We start from the raw sequence: 20,373 nt of genomic DNA, 5'->3' as shown, positions 1-20,373 counted from the left end.
GGCTCTTATTTGTAAAACCGACTGGCTCAGTTTTTCAGCAACGTGTTGAAATCTTGGGCCAGCTTTTCCAGTTCGTAGAGGGCAACCGTTAGGTCTTGCAAGACTTCAAAGCTAGTTTCTGAGCGATCGCTTGCTTCCCTTACTTTTCCTAGAGAATCCACACTATTTCTCACCAGGTCTGTAGCGATGGCAAGACGCTGATACGCTTGTTCGACCAAGTTAGTTCCCACTACAAAACCCGCTAGTTATACAGTGATGCGCTAGAACGTGAGGTGGCTTAAATACCTATTAGCTTAGTGTGGATGATGTGGTGAAAATCTTCTTCCCCCGAATGAGTGAACGCCCGTGCAAAGCTCGCTAGATGTCAAGCTCAGCCTCTTTCTGGGTGCAAACTGAGCTAGAGCTAGACAGCCACTCTAGGACTTGCTCTGCTGTAATTAAGCGCTTGAGTACAACTTGCCCAATGGCTTGAGTGCTGTGATTCAGGTCTGCTGACTCAGTGGGCCTCACTTCTACCATCAGCACTGCATCTTCCACTCGGTAAAGCCACAGCTTTTCCCCTTGCTCTAAGATTGAGACGTTCATTTTCTCAATGTCTGGCTTTCGCCGCCAAGCTACTTCGCTCCATAACCCTGCTGACTCCCACACTCGCCCCACAGTCCAGCCGTCTGACAAAAAGAAGTACTTCACAAGCGATTAAAAATGAGAAATGGCTTTGAAATTATGACGTTCTAAATCTAATCTTTCATGATTCTTCAGTATCATTCAGTATTTGTTGCAACTCACCAGGATAATCAGCAAAGCCACAGTTAAACAGAGAAAAATTCAATAGAGGGATGCGATCGCGTCATCCTAAGCATCGAAGGCTACTGAGCAAACAGTTAGTTCTATTGTGGTGATGCATTTGAAGCTAGCGATCGCACTTGCAGCAACAAAGCCACTCATCTAAATATGAGCTTAATCATCTAAAACAGCTCCAACAGCTACTTGTTACTTGTAAAAAAGGCGTATTTTTAGGGATGACAAGTAAAAAAATGTATACTCAGTGTCCTCTTTTATCTTCAGTGTCTTCATAAACTTTTCTACAACTTGTTGAGCAAAAAATATATCCCTCTACAACTCTACCTTTAACAAACGAATTACAAACCTTTCCACACCAGGCACATACTGATTTAGCAGCTGTATTAGGTTGGGTTAAACCAGGAGGATTAGGAATGTTTTTATTTATTCTTGAATCAATATAGACATAAATTCTTTTAATTTCTGCTTCTAGAGTTCCAAAACGAGCAGTCGATTCGATTTCACTTTTTTGAAATCTATGAGTAATACTGCTTGAATAAGATTCAAGTTGATTTGTTAGTGTAGAAATTTGGAGATAAAGTTTTTGGTTTCTACCATCTAGTTCATCAATTTCAGATTGAATAAAGTCGAAATCAAACAGTTCTTGGGTTTGAGGAGTTCTATTTTCTACCTCTGTATTTATTAAAGAAATTTTTTTGAGATTAATCTCCATTTCGTGAATTCGGCTTTCTAGTTTTTGAAGATTAACAGACAATCCTTGCACATCAGCATGTAAAGTTTCAGGATCGAATTCACTGAGGAAAGACAGCTTAGATGCTGTAACATTTATCCCTGCAATCTCCTTTCTAAAACCTTGAATTTGAGCACTAAAGAGAGTTGTTGAATCTGCAATCTCTAGCAATTTATTAACAGTCTTTTCAACTTGAGCAACGCGGTTTTCTACTTGATCAACCAAAGAGTGATTAGTTCCTTTTAATTCTCTGAACTTAAGCTCAAAACGAGATTTTAAGTTGTGAATTTCATTTTGAAAGGAATCAACATCTACAAATGGGATGGATTGTGGAGCTTGTTGTAGAGAGGATAGTTCTTTTCTTAACTGATTAAATTGATCTTCTTGCTTTTCAAGATCCTCATGCAGTTGATTAATTCGTTTTTGATTGTCAGTCTCTAATCGCTCCAGATGGTGCTGTAGATCTCCAATTTCTTTGTAGGTGGGTAGCTGCCGTGTTACCTGCTCAATTTGATTAAAAGAGTTTTGTCCTTGTAAAAGTTGTTGCTGCAATTGAGTAATAACAGTTTGGTTTTGCTGATTTACTTCATCGAAGCGTTTACGGCTCCAAGAATTTAGACCAACTACAAAAGAAAGCTGGATTGATGTAATCGCTGCAAAGGTGACTTGTTGCAACACAACCGCTGCGACTGAGCTACCAATGGAACCTGCAATGAGTAAAGCTTCAGCCCTATTGCACCAAGCTGAATTTCTGGAAGGAGCAGACTGAGGCATATTTTTAAGTTGGGCTTGGCTAGAGAATATTGACTACATCACGCAACTCCAACATTCCCAGTTACTAAAAGAGTGTTGAAGTTATGGAGCTGATTGATATAGAAGCCCACATAGACTCGCTAAGATTAAACATGGGTCCTTTGCATGGGTTGAAGCGTAGGTATGCGATCGCCAAATTCTGTTGAATTCTTAGATGCTTTTGATGTGATTGTGGTTGGAGCGGGCCACTCCGGTTGTGAGGCAGCCCTAGCTTCCGCGCGGTTGGGTTGCCGTACCATGCTGCTCACCCTCACCCTCGACAAAATTGCTTGGCAGCCTTGCAATCCAGCCGTCGGTGGACCCGCAAAATCTCAGCTTGTGCATGAAGCCGATGCTCTAGGGGGCGAGATTGGTAAAATGGCCGATCGCACCTACTTGCAAAAACGCATCCTCAACAACTCCAGAGGGCCAGCAGTTTGGGCCTTACGTGCGCAGACCGACAAGCGCGAATACGCCAACATCATGAAAGTCATCGTGGAGAACCAAGAGAACTTGGTACTGCGAGAGAGCATGGCCACCGACCTAATCTTGGGCGAGAACGATGAAGTGATCGGCGTACAAACCTACTTTGGGGTGGCTTTCCAGTGCAAAGCTGTGGTTTTAACTACAGGCACATTTCTGGGTGGCAAAATCTGGGTCGGCAACAAGTCGATGGATGCAGGACGAGCTGGAGAATTTGCTGCCGTAGGACTAACCGAAACCCTCAACCGACTTGGCTTTGAAACTGGACGACTCAAAACTGGTACCCCTGCACGGGTCGATCGGCGATCGGTAGACTACAGCAAAATGGAACCCCAGCCTCCCGACGAAGACGTGCGCTGGTTCAGCTTCGACCCCGAAGTATGGGTAGAGCGAGAGCAGATGAATTGCCACCTGACCCGCACCACGGCTGAAACCCACCGTCTGATTCGGGAGAACTTACACTTGTCTCCGGTTTATGGCGGTTGGGTCGATGCCAAAGGGCCACGCTACTGCCCCAGCATTGAAGACAAAATTGTGCGCTTTGCCGACAAAGAGAGCCACCAAATCTTTATTGAGCCAGAAGGCCGAGACATCCCAGAACTCTATATTCAAGGCTTCTCCACCGGACTCCCAGAAGGCTTGCAATTGCAAATGCTGCGATCGCTGCCTGGACTCGAAAACTGCACCATGCTGCGGCCTGCCTACGCGGTGGAGTACGACTACCTACCCGCCACCCAGTGCTACCCCACCTTGATGACCAAAAAGGTAGCAGGGCTTTTCTGTGCAGGGCAAATCAACGGCACCACGGGTTACGAAGAAGCTGCCGCTCAAGGTCTAGTCGCAGGCATGAATGCCGCCCGCTATGCCTATAACCAGGAAATGGTGATTCTTCCGCGCGAGCAAAGCTACATCGGTACCTTGATCGACGACCTCTGCACCAAAGACCTGCGCGAACCTTACCGCATGCTCACTAGCCGCTCCGAGTACCGCTTGTTGCTGCGCTCCGACAACGCCGACCAACGCCTCACCCCCCTCGGTCGCGAAATTGGCCTCATCGACGATCGCCGCTGGGAACTGTTTACCCGCAAGCAAACCAACATCACCGCCGAAAAAGAACGCCTGCACGGAACCCGGATCAAAGAAAACGATCCGGTCGGCAAAGCGATCGCCGCTGACACGCAACAAGCCATTAAAGGCTCCGCTACTCTAGCTGATTTGCTTCGTCGTCCCGGATTCCACTATGTCAACCTTGACCACTACGGCCTAGGCAACCCAGCACTGGAACGTGTCGAGAAAGAAGGGGCTGAAATTGACCTCAAATATGCAGGCTACCTGCACCGCCAACAACACCAAATCGAGCAAATCGCCCGCCAAGAACACCGCAAGCTGCCCGCCGACCTCGACTATGCCGCGATCGAAACCCTCTCGAAAGAGTCCCGCGAAAAACTAGCTAAGATCAAGCCACTCACCCTCGGTCAAGCCACCCGGATTGGCGGAGTCAACCCAGCCGACATCAACGCCCTTTTAGTTCACTTAGAAGTCCGCGCTCGTCAGCTTGCAGCCAATGAAGCCGAGGTTTTGGTTTAAGGATAGGCCAAATTTGTTAACAAACGCTAATTGCTATTAATCAAGGTTGGCATGGGCTGATCCGCGATCGCCCCTGAAACAATTACCAGATTTGGAGTGGGTTGGCGGCGAAGGGTTCCTTAAGACAACAGATGTAGCGAAGGAGCAGTCAACAATGCCAACGCCACCCAGTTGTAAACAGCCCTTGCACTGAGGTTGCGGGATCAAATTTTGCCTAGAGCCTCGTCATTTTACTGCGAGGGCATTAGCATGAAGGTGTGACTAATTTCGACCATCCCTTACGTTCTCTAAGGGAGGGACGCTGGTTCAAGTTGATTTGCGGAGCCAGTTTCCAACATCTCCCTGCCGTCCGAAACTTGACCCTGGCCTATGCTTTGGCTGGTGCTGATTGTATTGATGTTGCCGCAGACCCAGCAGTAATTGCGATCGCCCAAGCCGCTCTAGACACAGCGAGCCAAATTGCGATCGCCGCTCAGCATCCCGCCCTTGCTTGGAGAGGCCGTCCCTGGCTGATGGTGAGTTTGAATGATGGCGAAGACCCCCACTTTCGCAAAGCAGAATTTAACCCAGCTTTATGTCCACCTGAGTGTCCCCGCCCTTGCGAGGCAATCTGTCCTGCCCAAGCAATTGTCTTTAAGCAACCAGTCTTTAAGCAACCAGTCTTTGAACAACGAGTCCTTGAGCAACCACAGCAAAACCAAGCGGAGCAATTTTCTGGAGTTATAGATGCCCGTTGCTATGGTTGTGGGCGGTGTTTACCTATCTGCCCGATTCAGCAAATCACTACCCGCGCTCATGTGTTTACCCCAGAAGCGATCGCACCCCTAGTGTTGCAAGCAGGGGTAGATGCGCTAGAAATTCATACACAAGTAGGACGGCTGGCTGACTTTCAGCGGTTGTGGCGAGCGATCGCTCCCTGGGCGGGACAACTCAAATTGTTGGCGATTAGCTGCCCCGATGGCGATGGCTTGATTGACTATCTCTGGTCAATCTACGAAACCATTTCGCCGCTTACCTGCGCTTTAGTTTGGCAAACCGATGGTCGGCCCATGAGTGGAGACATTGGAGATGGAGCTACTAGAGCTGCGGTCAAGCTGGGCCAGAAAGTGTTGGCCGCCAACCTACCCGGATTTGTGCAATTAGCAGGAGGAACGAACCGTCATACTGTTGAGAAGCTAAACAGTCTAGGGCTTCTAGCTGCTCAAACCTTAGGCCAAAAACAGATTGCTGGAGTGGCCTACGGCAGCTATGCCAGAGTCTTGTTATCCCCTGTTTTAGACCAATTAGAAACTTTGGCCTTGCCTGCGGTTGAAAGCCCTCTAGGCGCGATCGCCTTAGCAGAAGCTCAACCCCAACTCCTGCAATTAGAAGCTCAACCAGACCTCCTGTGGCAAGCCGTTGATTTAGCTCACTCCTTAGTGGGCCAACTCAAGTCACCCCCTGCTCTCACCTCTGCTCTCAACCAACCCTTACCTTCCGAAGCACCTGCTGTTAACTCAATTTTTTAATCACTATGGTGAGCCTTGACGGTATAAATTCTTTTGAGAATCAGGACAATCTGCCGGGTGTTCCTGACTCGCTCCCAGCTTCACCGAGCCAGAGCCAAAAACCGCAGCCCAAAACAGCCCCTCTGGCAGCAGAAACGGCAGCGATCGAGCCTCAAAACGTCATGATGAAAAACATGCAAATTACAGACGATCTCAGTAAATTGCTAGATATTTTGCCTAGCGAGATCCGCCAACGCTTAGAGCAGCATCCTGACCAAGACAGCTTGGTTGAGGTGGTCATGGATATAGGCCGTCGTCCAGAAGCCCGTTTTCCAGGTAAAGCAGAGTACTTGTCCGAAACACCCGTTTCCCAAGCAGACCTCCAATACTGCATTGAGCGGGTCGGAGATTTTGGTGGAGACAATCGTGCGGGTATCGAGCGAACGTTGCACCGCATTAGTGCGATTCGCAATCGGCGGGGCGAGGTGATCGGTCTCACCTGCCGAGTGGGGCGAGCCATCTTTGGCACCATTGGCATGATTCGGGACTTGGTAGAGAGTGGCCGTTCCATTTTGATGCTGGGGCGACCTGGTGTGGGTAAAACGACAGCTCTGCGCGAGATCGCTCGTGTTTTGGCGGATGAACTAGAAAAGCGCGTGGTCATTATTGACACCTCTAATGAGATTGCAGGCGATGGAGATGTGCCTCATCCCGCGATCGGACGTGCCCGTCGGATGCAAGTCGCGCGACCGGAATTGCAGCATCAAGTCATGATTGAGGCCGTGGAAAACCACATGCCCGAAGTGATTGTGATTGATGAAATCGGCACAGAGCTAGAAGCTCTGGCAGCTCGTACGATCGCGGAGCGGGGGGTGCAACTGGTTGGTACCGCTCACGGTAACCGCATTGAAAACTTGATCAAAAATCCCACATTGTCGGATCTAGTGGGTGGCATTCAATCGGTGACCTTGGGTGATGAGGAAGCGAGACGGCGCGGGAGCCAAAAGAGTGTACTAGAGCGCAAAGCTCCACCCACGTTCGATATTGCGGTCGAGATGATGGAGCGGCAAAAGTGGGTGGTACATGAGCATGTGGCTGACACTGTGGATAGCTTGCTGCGAGGTCGTCAACCCAATCCGCAGACCAGAACGGTGAACGAAGCTGGCGCAGTGGTAATTACCCACGAAGTGCCTAATGCGATCGCCGAAGCCCCAACCTCCCCAAATCGCTTTGCAGCGGCTAAGGGGACTGTCGGCTGGCGTTCTTCGGGTCAGATGATGCCACTTCCGAGTCCTAGTTTTGGGGAAAAGCGCTTGTCGAGGCGATCATCAGCTCTTAACAGCCGCTTAGATAGCTCTCCGGCGGCTCAAGAATTTGAGCAACTGTTGGATGCCTCTTGGCAGCAGGCTAGCTTTGGTAGCAGCAGCTCAGATTTCGTTACGGATCTCTCAGCTCGCACCGCAGGGCCTAACGGAGAAGATTTGCCTTTACATGTCTATCCCTACGGCATTAGTCGGCATCAGCTCGACCAAGTGATTCAAACCCTCAATTTGCCTGTGGTGTTGACGAAGGATATTGACAGTTCTGATGCCGTGTTAGCACTGCGATCGCATGTCAAAAACCATGCCAAGCTGCGAAGTATGGCCAAAAATCGCCATGTGCCGATCCATACCATTAAGGCCAATACAGTCCCACAAATTGTCCGTTCATTGCGGCGGTTGTTAAACATGGACGACCCCGCTATTCCAGAAGCATCGGACTTAAGCCTGTTTTACCGCGATAGTGATGAAGACGAAATCGAAGCACTCGAAGAAGCCAGACTTGCGGTGGAGCAAATCGTGATTCCCAAAGGTCAACCCGTAGAGTTGTTGCCACGATCGTCTAAGGTGCGAAAGATGCAACATGAGCTGGTGGAACACTATCATCTCAAGTCTTCCAGCTTTGGGGAGGAACCTAATCGCCGTCTACGGATTTATCCAGCGTAAAACGGGCCTGCTTGAAGTGGTAGATGGAGTAGGCAGTAGCAACTTGTCTACGTTGTTGACATAAAACGCCTTAACAGTAGGCAGGGGGTAGCGTCTCTAGCTTGCTGAGGTTAGCTTCCAAAATCTCTTGCATCAAGCTAACTCTTTGGTAGAGGTTTTCAACGTGCTGTCATCCTGCCAGTTCAGCGCTTTCAATCTAGCAGTGGCGGCTTCTAAAAATGCTAGCTTTTCTCCTCAAGCTCGCTACCAGAGAGTAGTTTATTCATGAAGGTGACATCAACAAATCTTTCAACTACTTGCAGAAGTTGATCCGTATCAAAAGGCTTGGTCAAGTATTCCGTCGCCCCTGCTAGCCTTCCTTGAACTCTGTCAAAGAAGCTATCTTTTGCTGTCACCATAATAATAGGCATTTGGTGAAATTGAGGCAGATTACGGATAGTTCGGCACAGCTCTAGGCCATCAATTTCTGGCATAGAAACATCTAGCAACAAAATAGAAATATTTTCATGATAGAGAGCCGCCAAAGCATCAACTGCATTGCTAACTGGTAAGACTTGATATTTAGGGGATAATGCTGCCTGCATCAAATCTCGCATCACCGCGCTATCATCAACTACTAGAACAGTAGGTATAGAACTCGAAGAAGATGACATAAGCTTAGAGTAAATATCACAGTTGACTTACTAGCTAAAACTAAAATGTTCAAGGGTTGGGATAAAGAAGGTTTGGTCAGAAAATCTATGATTCCATCTGAAGCTAAATAAAAAAACAGGATAGAAACTTAAGAAAAACTTAATTTTTGAGTTGTAAGGCTTTCGCTTTACTACAAGGCTGAAAATAAGCTAGAGCTTTGTTTCTATCCTGTCTTGAGCTTCACTTCAACTAAAGTTATAAATTCCCAATTCAAAAATCTAACTACCTTTCAATCAACATATCTTAATATTCAAGAGTTTCAGTTAGCTAGGCTTACTTTCAGTCAGGCTTGGTTATAGCTGACTCAAGAAAAGATAGGTTTTATCAACAACGAATAAATATTTCATAACAACTGTAGGAGCACCTTTTGTGGGCACTTTGCTTGGATGACTGCGATCGCCCAACACCCTTTAATTGAAAGCCTAGAAGCATTGGCTGGGTGAATGGCTCAGGCTCCCACCCGCTCTAGCAACCGCCCACACAAGCCCACATAAACATAAATGTAGAACCTTCGACCTTTTGATTCTCATTAGTGGTTTCTTGGGCACGATAAATCAGAACGCAAAAGGCCGTGTCTTATTTACTAGCAAAGGCTGAGCGTTGCGTTGTTTACCAACCACCTGACCGACTGCTGATGTTGCAGTCATTTGCCCAGAACCAGCCGCGATCGCCCATGAATAGCTACGTTGAGACCTTTGTCTTGAACTTCCCTTAGACACATCCAGCTAAATCATTAAAGTTGGTCAGTTAGGGATTTGAGTATCGATGTTCTGTGATCAGCGATAGGACTGCACTGTAGAGCAGTATCTCAACTATCACAGAACCCAGCTAGTAGGTAGTAAACCCGATTATGCAAGCACCCATTCCTAGCAACGAATCAGCCAGACTAGCTGCTTTGCACCAGTATCAAATTCTAGACACTGGCTCTGAAGCTAGTTTTGATGACATCACTCGTTTGGCTGCACAGGTTTGTCAAACCCCGATTGCTTTGGTGAGCTTGGTGGATAAAAGCCGCCAGTGGTTTAAGTCCAAAATTGGGTTGACAGCCTGTGAAACCTCACGGGAGGTAGCATTCTGCGCTCACGCGATTTTGCAGCCAGAGTTGCTTTTGGTTGAGGATGCGTTGTTGGATGAACGGTTTGCAACCAATCCTTTAGTCGTTAATGCCCCCCATATTCGGTTTTATGCGGGAGCGCCTTTAATTACACAGGCAGGATTTTCCTTAGGAACCCTCTGTGTAATCGATTATGAACCTCGAGGGCTAAGCCAAGAACAACAAGAAGGGCTGTTAGCATTGAGCCGTCAAGTTGTGGCTCAACTGGAGTTACGTTACAATCTGCAAGCTTTGACTCAAGCAGTTAGCGATCGCCAGCAGGTTGAACGAGCACTCCAAGAAGAACGTAACCTCCTGGCCACTGTTTTAGATTCAACCGATGAGCTAGTTCGTAACTTTGTTTCTACTGTACTAGAGACAGCCAACGCCCTAGTGGTTGTGTTAAATCCCCAAGGACAAGTGCTGCGGATCAATGAGGTTTGCGCTGACACAATCCAGTACACCTTTTCGGAAGTCAAAGAGCGTTATTTTTGGGACTTATTTATCTCCCCTCGGGATATAGAGCAGGTAGCAGCAATGCTACAGAAGTTGCAGTTGGGGCAGCCTGTCAACCAATACGAAAGCCAATGTTTAACCAAGCTCGGCGATCGCCGCATTATTGCTTGGTCACATACGGTTTTATTGAATGCAGATGAATCGACTAAGCATATTATTTGTACAGGTATTGATATTACAGAACGTCGGAAAGCTGAGGAAGAGCGCGATCGCTTCTTTACTCTCTCCCTCGACATGCTTTCTATTACTGATTTTGACCACTATTTTAGATATCTCAGCCCAGCTTGGGAAAAGAACTTAGGTTTTACGCAGCAAGAACTCTCGGCCTATCCTCTCAGCGAATGGGTACATCCAGAGGATCAAGCAGCCACCGCAGCCGAACTGGAGAGATTGAAGTCGGGTTTAGAAACACTTTGCTTCGAAAACCGCTATCGCTGTAAAGATGGCTCTTACAGATGGCTTTCTTGGAAGGCCACGCCTCTAGTAGAGCAGGGCTTGATTTATGCAGTTGCTCATGACATCACAGAGCGTAAAGCTTCCGAAGCAGAAATCCGACAGACCCAGATGTTTTTAGACTCGATCGTCGAAAACATTCCGCACATGGTTTTTGTGAAAGATGCTCACGATTTCAAGTTTGTTAAATTCAACAAATTTGGTGAAGAACTAACGGGTCTCTCTAGAGCCGAAATGATTGGTAAAGATGATTATGACTTCTTTTCTGAAGCAGAAGCTGACTTTTTTAGAGCCAAAGACCAAGAAGTAATACAGGTCAAACAATTAATTGATAGCTCAGAAGAAAGAATTCATACCAAGCACAGAGGCTCTAGGGTTTTACATACCAAAAAAATTCCTTTACTAGATGCCACTGGAAATCCTCAATATCTATTAGGGATCTCAGAAGACATTACAGAGCGCAAGCGAGCCGAAGCAGCCCTACAGGAAAGTGAAAGGCAGTACCGCTCTGTAGTCGAGAGTATTAAAGAAGTAATCTTTCAACTCAGCGTGGAGGGTCGCTGGACTTTTCTTAATCCTGCTTGGACAGAAATCACGGGCTTCTCGCTGGGAGAATCCATTGGTAGCTCCATTACTGACTACTTGCATCCAGACGACCATGAGTCTACCCAGGCCCAACTGCAAGCGATCGTGCAAGGAAAGATAGATACTTTTCGGCAGCAACTCCGTTTCTTCACAGAAGCGGGTGATCTCTGTTGGCTAGAAATCTATATGCAACAGATGTGTGCAGCGAATGGCACCGTGATGGGTGTGTCTGGCACGCTGAATGATGTGACTGAGTGGGTGCAATCTCAAGCTGCCTTAAGAGAGAGTGAAGCCAACTTCCAGAAGATGGCGACTACGATTCCTGGCATGGTCTACCAATTTCTCTTGCGCTGTGATGGTTCACTGGCTTTTCCCTTTATCAGTCCTGGTTCGCGGGAATTGCTAGAGTTGGAGCCAGAAGTTGTTCAACAGGATGCTGATGCCATTTTTAGTCTCATCCACCTAGACGATCGCCTAGGTTTAGATCAGTCCATTGCCATTTCAGCCGAGACGCTAGAGTCTTGGGCTTGGCAGGGGAGATTTGTTTTGTCCTCAGGCCAAGTGAAGTGGATACAAGGAGCTTCGTGTCCATCTCGGCAAGCCAACGGAGATCTCCTGTGGAATGGCATCTTGATCGACATCAGCGATCGCAAATGGGCAGAGGAAGAGCTGCACAAGTCGAACAAGCGCATTATCAATATTTTGGAAAGTGTCACAGATGCGTTTTTTGCGCTCGATCGCGATTGGCGCTTTACTTACGTCAACTCGCAAGCTGAGCAGATCCTATTTAGGAACCGAGCAGAGTTGATTGGTCAGCGGATTTGGGACCAGCTACCGGAGACTGTAGGATCTACATTTCACCGTGAGTATCACAGAGCCGTGACCGAGCAGGTAACGGTACATTTTGAGGAATTCTACGCCCCTCTAGAAACCTGGTTTGAGGTGCAGGCGTATCCTTACCAAGATGGCCTATCGGTTTATTTCCGAGATGTAACGGCCAGAAAGCAAGCGGAAGTGGCTCTGATTGAGCGATCGCGCCTTTCAACCTTAAGCGCTGAAATCGGGATTGCCTTGGCCCAAGGTGGAGATTTACCAGAGGTACTGGAGCACTTTGTTAACGCCGTAGCCCAGCAACTCGAAGCCGCCTTTGTACGCATCTGGACTTTCAACACTGATACCAATTTATTAGAACTACAGGCGATCGCAGGACAACACAGCCATACAGAAGACTTCCCTAGTTTGATCTCTTTAGGCATCTCTATTGTTGGCTTCATTGCCCAGAATCGGACGCCTTATTTAAGTCATGATGTGTCCAAGGATTTGTGCATTGGAGCTACCGAGTGGGTGCAGCAAGAAGGGATGCAGACCTTTGTAGGCTATCCACTGATTGTGGAAGACCGACTCGTCGGAGTGATGGCACTTTTCAGCCGCAACGTGATTACAGACACAGTCCAGAACTTTTTGGGCTGGGTAGCTAACAGCATTGCAGTCTCGATCGACCGAGCTTGGGCGCGAGAAGAGTTGCTGAGTCGGCGTGAAGCTTTAATGCTGCGCTTAGCCAATCAAATTCGTAACTCCCTTGATTTAGACACCATTTTAGAAACGGCTGTCACCGAAATTCGTAGTTTGTTGAAGATTGATCGCTGTCACTTCATTTGGTGCTGGCCACATCCAGAACAACCCACGCTAGCCGTCACTCATGAAGCTCGGCATGCCACTCTAGCTAGCTTGTTGGGAGATTTTCCACCTCAGTACACTGATTTGGTCGTCAGGCAAATTCTCAGCGCCGATGTGATTCAGATCGATGATGCGAGCGATGGGCAGAACATCGATGTGGAGGTGCAACCCTTGTTGGCACACTTAGGCATGACTTCGCAATTGCTGCTCCCCTTAGAAACTCGTTCGGGACAATTTGGAGCCATTGTTTGTAGCCATGCGAGTGGCCCTCGGCAATGGACTGAGACAGAAGTAGAGTTGTTGCGAGCCGTAACAGACCAACTAGCGATCGCGATTGACCAGGCCGAACTGTATGCTCAGACACGGGCTGCTGCCTTTGCCGCTCAGACTCAGGCAAAACAGTTAACCGAAGCGCTACAACATCTGAAGCAGACGCAATCGCAACTCATCCAAACCGAAAAAATGTCGAGCTTAGGCCAATTGGTGGCTGGTGTTGCTCATGAAATCAACAATCCTGTGAATTTCATCAGCGGCAATCTCATCTATGCTGACAACTACATTCAAGATTTATTAGAGTTGCTGCACTTGTATCAAAAGTGTTATCCCGAACCAGCGGAGAGCATTCAGCAGCAGATTGAAGAATTGGATGTTGAGTTTATGACTGAAGATCTATTGAAGTTGCTTTCTTCTATGAAAATGGGAGCCGATCGCATCCGCCAAATCGTGCTATCACTCCGTAACTTCTCCCGTTTAGACGAAGCGGAAATGAAGCCAGTAGACATCCATGAAGGTATTGACAATACTTTACTAATTTTACAAAACCGTCTCAAGCCTGCTGGCAGCAATCAAGGGATCGAAATTATTAAAGAGTATGGAGAATTACCCTTAGTTGAATGTTATGCAGGGCAACTAAATCAAGTCTTCATGAATATTTTGAGCAACGCTGTTGATGCTTTAGAAGAACAGTCACAATTCGGAAAAATTACCATTCAGACAGAACTATTGACAGCTGAATTGGCAGCTTCTCTAGAGCTATTAGGTTTGGGGCAGATTAGCACAGCTCCTCAAATTCTCATTCGAGTGAGGGATAATGGCCCTGGAATGAATGAATCTGTAAGAGGACGGTTATTTGATCCCTTCTTTACGACAAAACCTGTAGGCAGAGGAACGGGTCTAGGATTATCGATCAGCTACCAGATTGTGGTAGATAAGCACGGTGGAATGCTAAATTGCCTCTCGGAGCCAGGACAGGGGTCAGAGTTTTTGATTCAAATTCCCATAGCTCCTCCTACAGCTTTGAGGCCCGTAGAAGTAAATGTGAATTACGCAGCTTGATTACAGCAAAGTAGGTAGTTCTGTTTCTGATATTTCATAAAGTTAAAATCAATTATTTTTTAAGAGACAGGCTCCATAAATTATGGTTTCCACTCAGGATGAATTCCTGCCAGCTTTATTTCAATTAATTTCTGTACGAACAGGATTGCAGATCCGATCGCAAGATCAGACTAATATTTCTAAAAAAATTATCACGAGGAGGCAAACCCTCAAACTGTCAAATCTTTCCCAATACCACAGTCTTCTAGAAGGTTCAAGCTCTCAGAGCGATCGCGAATGGCAAGAGTTAGTTGTTTTATTAACGACTGGAGAAAGTTACTTGTTCCGAGATCAGGGGCAAATCAATCTTCTAAGAAATAAAATATTGCCAGAAATCATTAGTTATCAAAGAAATCTAAAGATTCAGCAGGGTAAACCCAAAGCTGCACTCAAGGTCTGGAGTGCAGGCTGTTCCACAGGAGAAGAAGCTTATTCACTAGCCATTTTAGTTAATGAATTACTGCCAAGACAAGATGATTGGAACATTACTATATTAGGAACGGATATTAATCCTGAGGCCATTAAAAAAGCACAGCAGGGTATTTATAGCTCCTGGTCTTTTCGGATGGTGAGCACTGAGTTGCAAAAGCAGCATTTTTCCCCAATTAAATCGGGTTGGGAGATTGATGCCAAAATTCGTCAGATGGTGAAGTTTTCCACGGGAAATTTAATCCGAGACAAACTTCCTAATTCTTTGTCTAACCTCTGTGATTTAGATCTAATTCTTTGTCGCAATGTATTTATCTACTTTGACGCTACTGCGATCGCGACAGTCTTAACTAAGTTTCATAATTCTTTGAGACCAGGAGGATATTTAATAACGGGTCATGCAGAACTCTACAATCAAGAGTTAAGCCAGTTTCATGCTCAAATTTTGCCAGAATCAATTATATATCAGCGCCCTATTCCCGCTTCGCTCCAGGCTAACCAGCCAGAACAGTCTTGGCCATTACCCTCACCGGAGACAACATTCCAGCGATCGCCTGCCTCTCCCCTGCCTGAGAAAACTCAAGTCGCCTTGTATCAAGCAGCGTTGAGGCAAGCTGAGAAGTTGGTTGAAGAGGGTGCTTACATGTTCGCTCTACAAGCAACGAACCAAGCTATTAAGCATGACCCCAGCAGTTTTGATGCCTATTACTTAGCCGCTCAAGCATATGCCAATCTAGGTCAGTATCAAAAAGCCCAAGATTGTTGTCAGCAAGCCATGAATTTAAAGGCTTCATCGGTCAAACCTTACTATCTATTGGCTAAAATTGCTGAAGAGCAGGGGGATATAGAGCTAGCCAAATCTATTCTGAGAAAAATTATTTATTTAGATCCTAAGGCGATCGCTGCCTACTTAGATTTAGGAGCTATTTACAACAGGGAAAGTGATATTATTAGAGCTAAAAAAATGCGCAACACAGCCTTAGAGTTGCTGAGGCAGGTATCTCCGCATACAACTATAGAGTATCAGGAGCAGTTGACGGCAAGTGAGCTGATTCTATACATCAAAAAACTGTTACATCAGGCATAGTTTCGAGGATATAAATTTAACTACATCTCTAATTATCTAAAACTAGATTAATTTTCAAAAATGCTGTCAGATCCCTACTTAATCTTTAGTCTTCATGGTTCACTGTATGGTGTAAAAGCCACCCTCGTTTATGAAATCTTTTATGTACCAGAGCTAACAGTGGCTTTAGAGGCACCACCCGACATTATCGGCATGATTAATCTGCGGGGCAAAATCGTGCCAATCATGGACCTCGCTCGTCGGTTAGGACGACAACCAAAAGATTATCAGTTAAGCGATAGTGTGCTTGTGGTGGAGTGGCAGGAACTCTTGATTGGCATCTTAGTAAATCAAGTCCATGCTGTTAAAAACCTCGATTCCGCTACTATTGAAGTCGCAGTTCAGTACGGTAGAGAGCAAGAGACTACATCCAGATTTACGTCTGGAATTGCCAAAACTGATGGCGAAATTATTACTATTCTCAATCACGAAAATTTGGTTCGTCAGTCATCACTGAATGAAACATTAGCTGCATTACAAGTTGCAGCCGATCAGACAGATGAATCAAGACAACCAATGGAGCTATCCCGTCATTTATCGGTGGCAGAACAAGCAGTCTTACGAAATCGAGCCACTAATTTACTGCAACTGCCTCAAAACCAGGACTTTACGGGTTTGATGCCGCTAGCGGTGATTGGTCTCAATGGAGAGTATTTTGGGTTAGATCTCAAGTTTGTCCGAGAGTTTACAGATATCCACAAGGTCACACCGATTCCCTGCTGCCCCCCTCATATTGTTGGAAACGTGAACCTAAGAGGGGAAATTGTCACACTGATTGATATTCGAAATTTGCTGAATTTAGCGGTTAGTCCTAGTAATTCAGCCATGAAGTCGATGATAGTAGACATTTCTGATGTAATTGCTGGCATCACAGTAGATGAGGTCTTCGATGTAACCTACTTACATCCCCATGATCTAAAGCCTGTGCCTGCTGCTATGTACTTTGAAGCGAGTGACTTTCTAAAAGGAACCGCGCTTTATCGCGAAAAAATGATGGGGATTTTAGATATGCCAAAAATCCTACAGCAAGGTAATTTATTCATTGAGGAGGAGCTATAAAGTTTTCACTAAATATCTCTAACTAAATATCTTTAATTAAATATCTCTGCTAAATAGCTCATTAGTAGACAATATTGCAATTAATGCGATCGCTTTTTGTGTATTTTTACATATATTAACCTTTGTCTTCAAACCATAAAATTTATAAAGATCTCTACTTTATTAAACTGAGATGGGCTTGCTAAAGTAGCTAGGTCTTGATTGATGCTGAGATTTATTTCAGCGAAACTATTGTTTAAGCATGCTCTAGATAGCAAAATCAGCATTTATACTGTTTTTTTATTTTTATGAAATACTCGTGCCAGCCACTGATTACGCTTTAGTTTTTTCAGAGTCTAAATCAGAATATTACTGAGTTGGGCAGTTATTTTATCTAAAACAGGACGATCGCCCGTAAAAAGAAGCTGATTGCGCTCATGTAATCACTGGAGTGGAGGGACTGAAATGTTACAAAGAAATATGAAATTGAGCCGAGTCGTTCCGATGGGCTTTGCAGTTATTTTTGCGCTCATGGTTGGGGTCGGCTTAGCCTCAAAACTGAGTATGAATATTTTGGTTAACTCAATTACTTGGGTCAATCACACCCATCGAGTTAAACAAGATCTTCAAGAACTAGAAACTATTTTGGTGAATGCCGAAACTGGGCAGCGTGGGTTCATCTTCACAGGTCGAGAAGACTTTCTAGAACCCTATAATCAAGCTACAGAGGTGCTTGATGACCATATAAGCCAACTAAAAAGCGAAATTAGAAGTGAAGAACAAAGACGAAAGCTTGATCAAGTAGAAGTTTTAACCGAACGAAAACTAGATGAGCTAGCCCGCACCATCACGCTCAAGCGACAAGGTCAAGAACAGGAACTGAGGGCTTTGGTGCTGTCAGGCCAGGGCAAGGAAACAATGGATGATATTCGCAAAAACCTGGCTGCGATGCAAGCTGTGGAGGACAAGCTTTTAGCAGATCGAGAGGCTACGGCAACTAGAGCTGAACGCTTTGCCTCTTTTTCATCCTTTGGTGGAACTGTCATTGTGGTTGTTTTGGGTTCCTCAATCGCGTTTTTTATTGCTCGTCGCATTGTGCAACCTATCAATCAAGTAGCAAGTGCGATCGCCAGTTCTGCTACAGAAATTGCTGTGGCTGTAGAGCAACAAGAACGTACCGCTAGCCAACAGGCCGCCGCAGTCAGCCAAACTACCACAACGATGGATGAGTTAGGGGCTTCTGCTCGGCAGTCAGCACAGCAAGCTGAAGCTGCGGCAACTAGCGCTCAAAAAGCCTTGGTTTTAGTAGATGGGAATGGCTCAGTTGGAGCACAAGGAGGAGTACATAACTCCAGCTTACGGGACAAAGTAGGGCAAATCGCCGAGCAGATTTTGCGTTTGAGCGAGCAAACTAGCCAAATCGGGAGTATTTCCGTCTTGGTGAGTGATTTGGCAAATCAGACAAACATGTTGGCTTTAAATGCAGCCGTAGAAGCAGCAAGGGCTGGAGAACATGGCAAAGGTTTTGCAGTTGTTGCCGCCGAAATTCGTAGGCTGGCAGATCAAAGCCGTAAGTCAGCAGAACGAATTAGTTCACTGGTCTCTGATATTCAGAATGCCACCAACTCCACAGTCATGGTTGCTGATGAAGGCAACAAAACGGTGGGAGGTATTGTCACAGCAATTGACAACATCACTGTTAATAATCAGCAGATTTTACTAACCGCTAAACAACAGGCGATCGCAATTCAACAAGTCGTGGATGCAATGGGCTCCTTAAACCAAAGAGCTTTAGAAACGGCAAGCGGCATTAGCCAAACCAAAATTAGTACGCAGCAGCTGAATGAAGCGGCTCACGATTTAAAGGCAGTAGTATGAGCAATCCATTTCACTATTACCTTCATTAGGATTTTCTAATGTTTAAGAGCATGACGCTACAGGGCAGGCTCATCGGTTCATTTCTGTTTATGGGGTTTATTGTTTTTTCGTCTACTGCTTTGGGTTGGAATAGTACCACTCGGCTCAGTAGTCGCATTGAAATCTTTAGCAAAACTAGTATTCCTAGCATCACCGGGTTATGGAAGATTAATGAAGGACAAACTCAAGTAGAGTCCTCCATGCGATCGCTAACCAATCCCCGCTTAAGCCCGGAGGATCGCAACGTTGAATTAAACCGAATTGAGGCTGCTTGGCAGCAAATTAACGCAGGATTTGAGGAATATGAACCCGCCCCCCAAACTCTTGCAGAAGCTAAACTCTACAAAACTCAGTTCCTACCGCAATGGGAAGAATGGAAGAAACAACAAGCTAGGTTTTTGCAGCTTTATCAAGAACTAGAAGTAGATGGCATTTCTTTAACTGAAATGGATCGGCTCAATCGCTTTTTGGCGAATGAAGAGCGGGCAGCCTTTGACGCTGCTACAAATGATCTACTGGCTCTGCTCGACCTCAACTATAAAGTGGCCAAAGAAGCCGAAAACTTAGCTTTAAATGATGTTAGACAAACTTCAACTCTGGCAATTTTAGGTATGGTGTTGGGGCCTACGATCGCTATTATCTTTGGCTTCTACTTCACTCAAGCGATCGCCAAACCATTGAGTACCAAACTCAGCAGTGTCATCAACACACTCGCATCCTCATCAACAGAAATTGCAGTGGCCGTTGAGCAGCAAGAACGTACCGCTGCCCAACAAGCCGTTTCAGTCAGCCAAACGACTACGACGATGGATGAGCTAGGAACTTCTGCGCGTCAGTCAGCTAGTCAAGCTGAGGCTGCCGCCACCGGAGCGCAACAAGTGCTAACGCTGGTGAACGGTAATAGTAGCGATGAGCTATCCGCTGATGGCACCAGCCTACAAGCAAGAGTCGGGCAGATAGCTAAGCAGATTTTGCGCTTAAGTGAGCAGACCAACCAAATTGGTAACATCTCCGATCTAGTCCGAGACTTGGCAAATCAAACCAATATGTTGGCGCTGAATGCAGCCGTAGAAGCAGCCAGAGCCGGAGATCAGGGCAAAGGCTTTGCAGTGGTCGCTGCCGAGATTCGCAAACTGGCTGACCAAAGCCGACAATCCACCGAACGCATCAACGCCCTAGTCACAGACATTCAAAATACTACCAACGTTACTGTCATGGTGACTGATGAAGGCACTAAAACGGTAGAAACAATTGTGGTTGCTGTGAATGGCATCACGATGAATAGCCAACAAATTTCGCTCACCGCTAAACAGCAAGCGATCGCGATTCAACAAGTCATTGATGCCATGAATGTACTTAATCAAGGAGCTAGTCAAACAGCGAGTAGCATCAGCCAAACCAAGGTAGAAACTCAAAAACTGAATGAAACAGCGTTGAATTTGAAAGCTTTGGTATAAGCCCTCTCAGCAGGTTAAATCTTGTAAGCTTACCCCGGACTAAAGTCGCGGCTGTGATTCGTTGGTCTGAAACCCAAGACTTATAAAGGTTTGAGGGTATGACCGCCTGGTTCAACAGAACCTTGACAACTTGATAACCATGAGGGTGAA

13 protein-coding genes are annotated in these 20,373 nt (G+C 46.1%); 9 read left to right on the top strand and 4 right to left on the bottom strand.

Annotation, left to right across the window (positions count from 1 at the left end; translation table 11 throughout):
* Positions 1-26: 26 nt before the first annotated feature.
* The 3 genes from KME12_13950 to KME12_13940 form a co-directional block, all read right to left on the bottom strand.
* Positions 27-230 carry a hypothetical protein gene (locus KME12_13950; protein MBW4488885.1) on the bottom strand — a complete coding sequence of 68 codons (204 nt, stop codon included), beginning with the start codon at positions 228-230 and terminating at the stop codon, positions 27-29.
* Positions 231-357: 127 nt separating this feature from the next.
* A complete protein-coding gene (locus tag KME12_13945; protein ID MBW4488884.1) occupies positions 358-690 on the bottom strand; it encodes a hypothetical protein in 333 nt (110 codons plus the stop codon).
* Between the two features lie 352 nt (positions 691-1,042).
* A complete protein-coding gene (locus KME12_13940; protein ID MBW4488883.1) occupies positions 1,043-2,305 on the bottom strand; it encodes a hypothetical protein in 1,263 nt (420 codons plus the stop codon).
* Positions 2,306-2,467: 162 nt separating this feature from the next.
* Here KME12_13940 and mnmG point away from each other — a divergent pair, with 162 nt between their 5' ends.
* The 3 genes from mnmG (at position 2,468) to KME12_13925 (ending at position 7,865) form a co-directional block, all read left to right on the top strand.
* Positions 2,468-4,393 carry a tRNA uridine-5-carboxymethylaminomethyl(34) synthesis enzyme MnmG gene (gene mnmG / locus KME12_13935; GenBank protein ID MBW4488882.1) on the top strand — a complete coding sequence of 642 codons (1,926 nt, stop codon included), beginning with the start codon at positions 2,468-2,470 and terminating at the stop codon, positions 4,391-4,393.
* A 257-nt stretch (positions 4,394-4,650) separates the two neighbouring features.
* On the top strand, positions 4,651-5,901 hold the full coding sequence (locus KME12_13930; GenBank protein MBW4488881.1) for a 4Fe-4S ferredoxin: 1,251 nt from the start codon (positions 4,651-4,653) through the stop codon (positions 5,899-5,901).
* A 173-nt stretch (positions 5,902-6,074) separates the two neighbouring features.
* Positions 6,075-7,865, top strand: a complete 1,791-nt coding sequence (locus tag KME12_13925; protein MBW4488880.1) for an AAA family ATPase — start codon at positions 6,075-6,077, stop codon at positions 7,863-7,865.
* 221 nt (positions 7,866-8,086) lie between these two features.
* Here KME12_13925 and KME12_13920 read toward each other — a convergent pair whose 3' ends face one another.
* A complete protein-coding gene (locus KME12_13920) occupies positions 8,087-8,518 on the bottom strand; it encodes a response regulator (protein ID MBW4488879.1) in 432 nt (143 codons plus the stop codon).
* A 611-nt stretch (positions 8,519-9,129) separates the two neighbouring features.
* Between KME12_13920 and KME12_13915 the strand changes: the two genes are divergently transcribed.
* The 6 genes from KME12_13915 to KME12_13890 all read left to right on the top strand — a co-directional run bounded on the left by KME12_13915 (position 9,130) and on the right by KME12_13890 (position 20,223).
* A complete protein-coding gene (locus tag KME12_13915) occupies positions 9,130-9,273 on the top strand; it encodes a hypothetical protein (protein MBW4488878.1) in 144 nt (47 codons plus the stop codon).
* Positions 9,274-9,408: 135 nt separating this feature from the next.
* Positions 9,409-14,217 (top strand): PAS domain S-box protein, encoded by a 4,809-nt coding sequence (locus KME12_13910; GenBank protein ID MBW4488877.1) that lies wholly within the window; start codon positions 9,409-9,411, stop codon positions 14,215-14,217.
* Positions 14,218-14,299: 82 nt separating this feature from the next.
* The gene (locus KME12_13905) at positions 14,300-15,772 is read left to right on the top strand and encodes a tetratricopeptide repeat protein (GenBank protein ID MBW4488876.1); all 1,473 of its coding nucleotides are present in this window, start codon (positions 14,300-14,302) and stop codon (positions 15,770-15,772) included.
* Between the two features lie 60 nt (positions 15,773-15,832).
* Positions 15,833-16,870: a chemotaxis protein CheW gene (locus KME12_13900; protein MBW4488875.1), complete on the top strand. Its 1,038-nt coding sequence runs from the start codon at positions 15,833-15,835 to the stop codon at positions 16,868-16,870.
* Positions 16,871-17,767: 897 nt separating this feature from the next.
* On the top strand, positions 17,768-18,727 hold the full coding sequence (locus KME12_13895) for a chemotaxis protein (GenBank protein MBW4488874.1): 960 nt from the start codon (positions 17,768-17,770) through the stop codon (positions 18,725-18,727).
* Positions 18,728-19,212: 485 nt separating this feature from the next.
* On the top strand, positions 19,213-20,223 hold the full coding sequence (locus tag KME12_13890; GenBank protein MBW4488873.1) for a chemotaxis protein: 1,011 nt from the start codon (positions 19,213-19,215) through the stop codon (positions 20,221-20,223).
* The last annotated feature ends 150 nt before the right edge of the window (positions 20,224-20,373 follow it).

The sequence above is a fragment of the Trichocoleus desertorum ATA4-8-CV12 genome (assembly GCA_019358975.1).
GTDB classification, from domain to species: domain Bacteria; phylum Cyanobacteriota; class Cyanobacteriia; order FACHB-46; family FACHB-46; genus Trichocoleus; species Trichocoleus desertorum_A.
The sequence above is the reverse complement of the archived record's forward strand: the minus strand, read 5'-3'. Positions and strand labels throughout refer to the sequence as shown.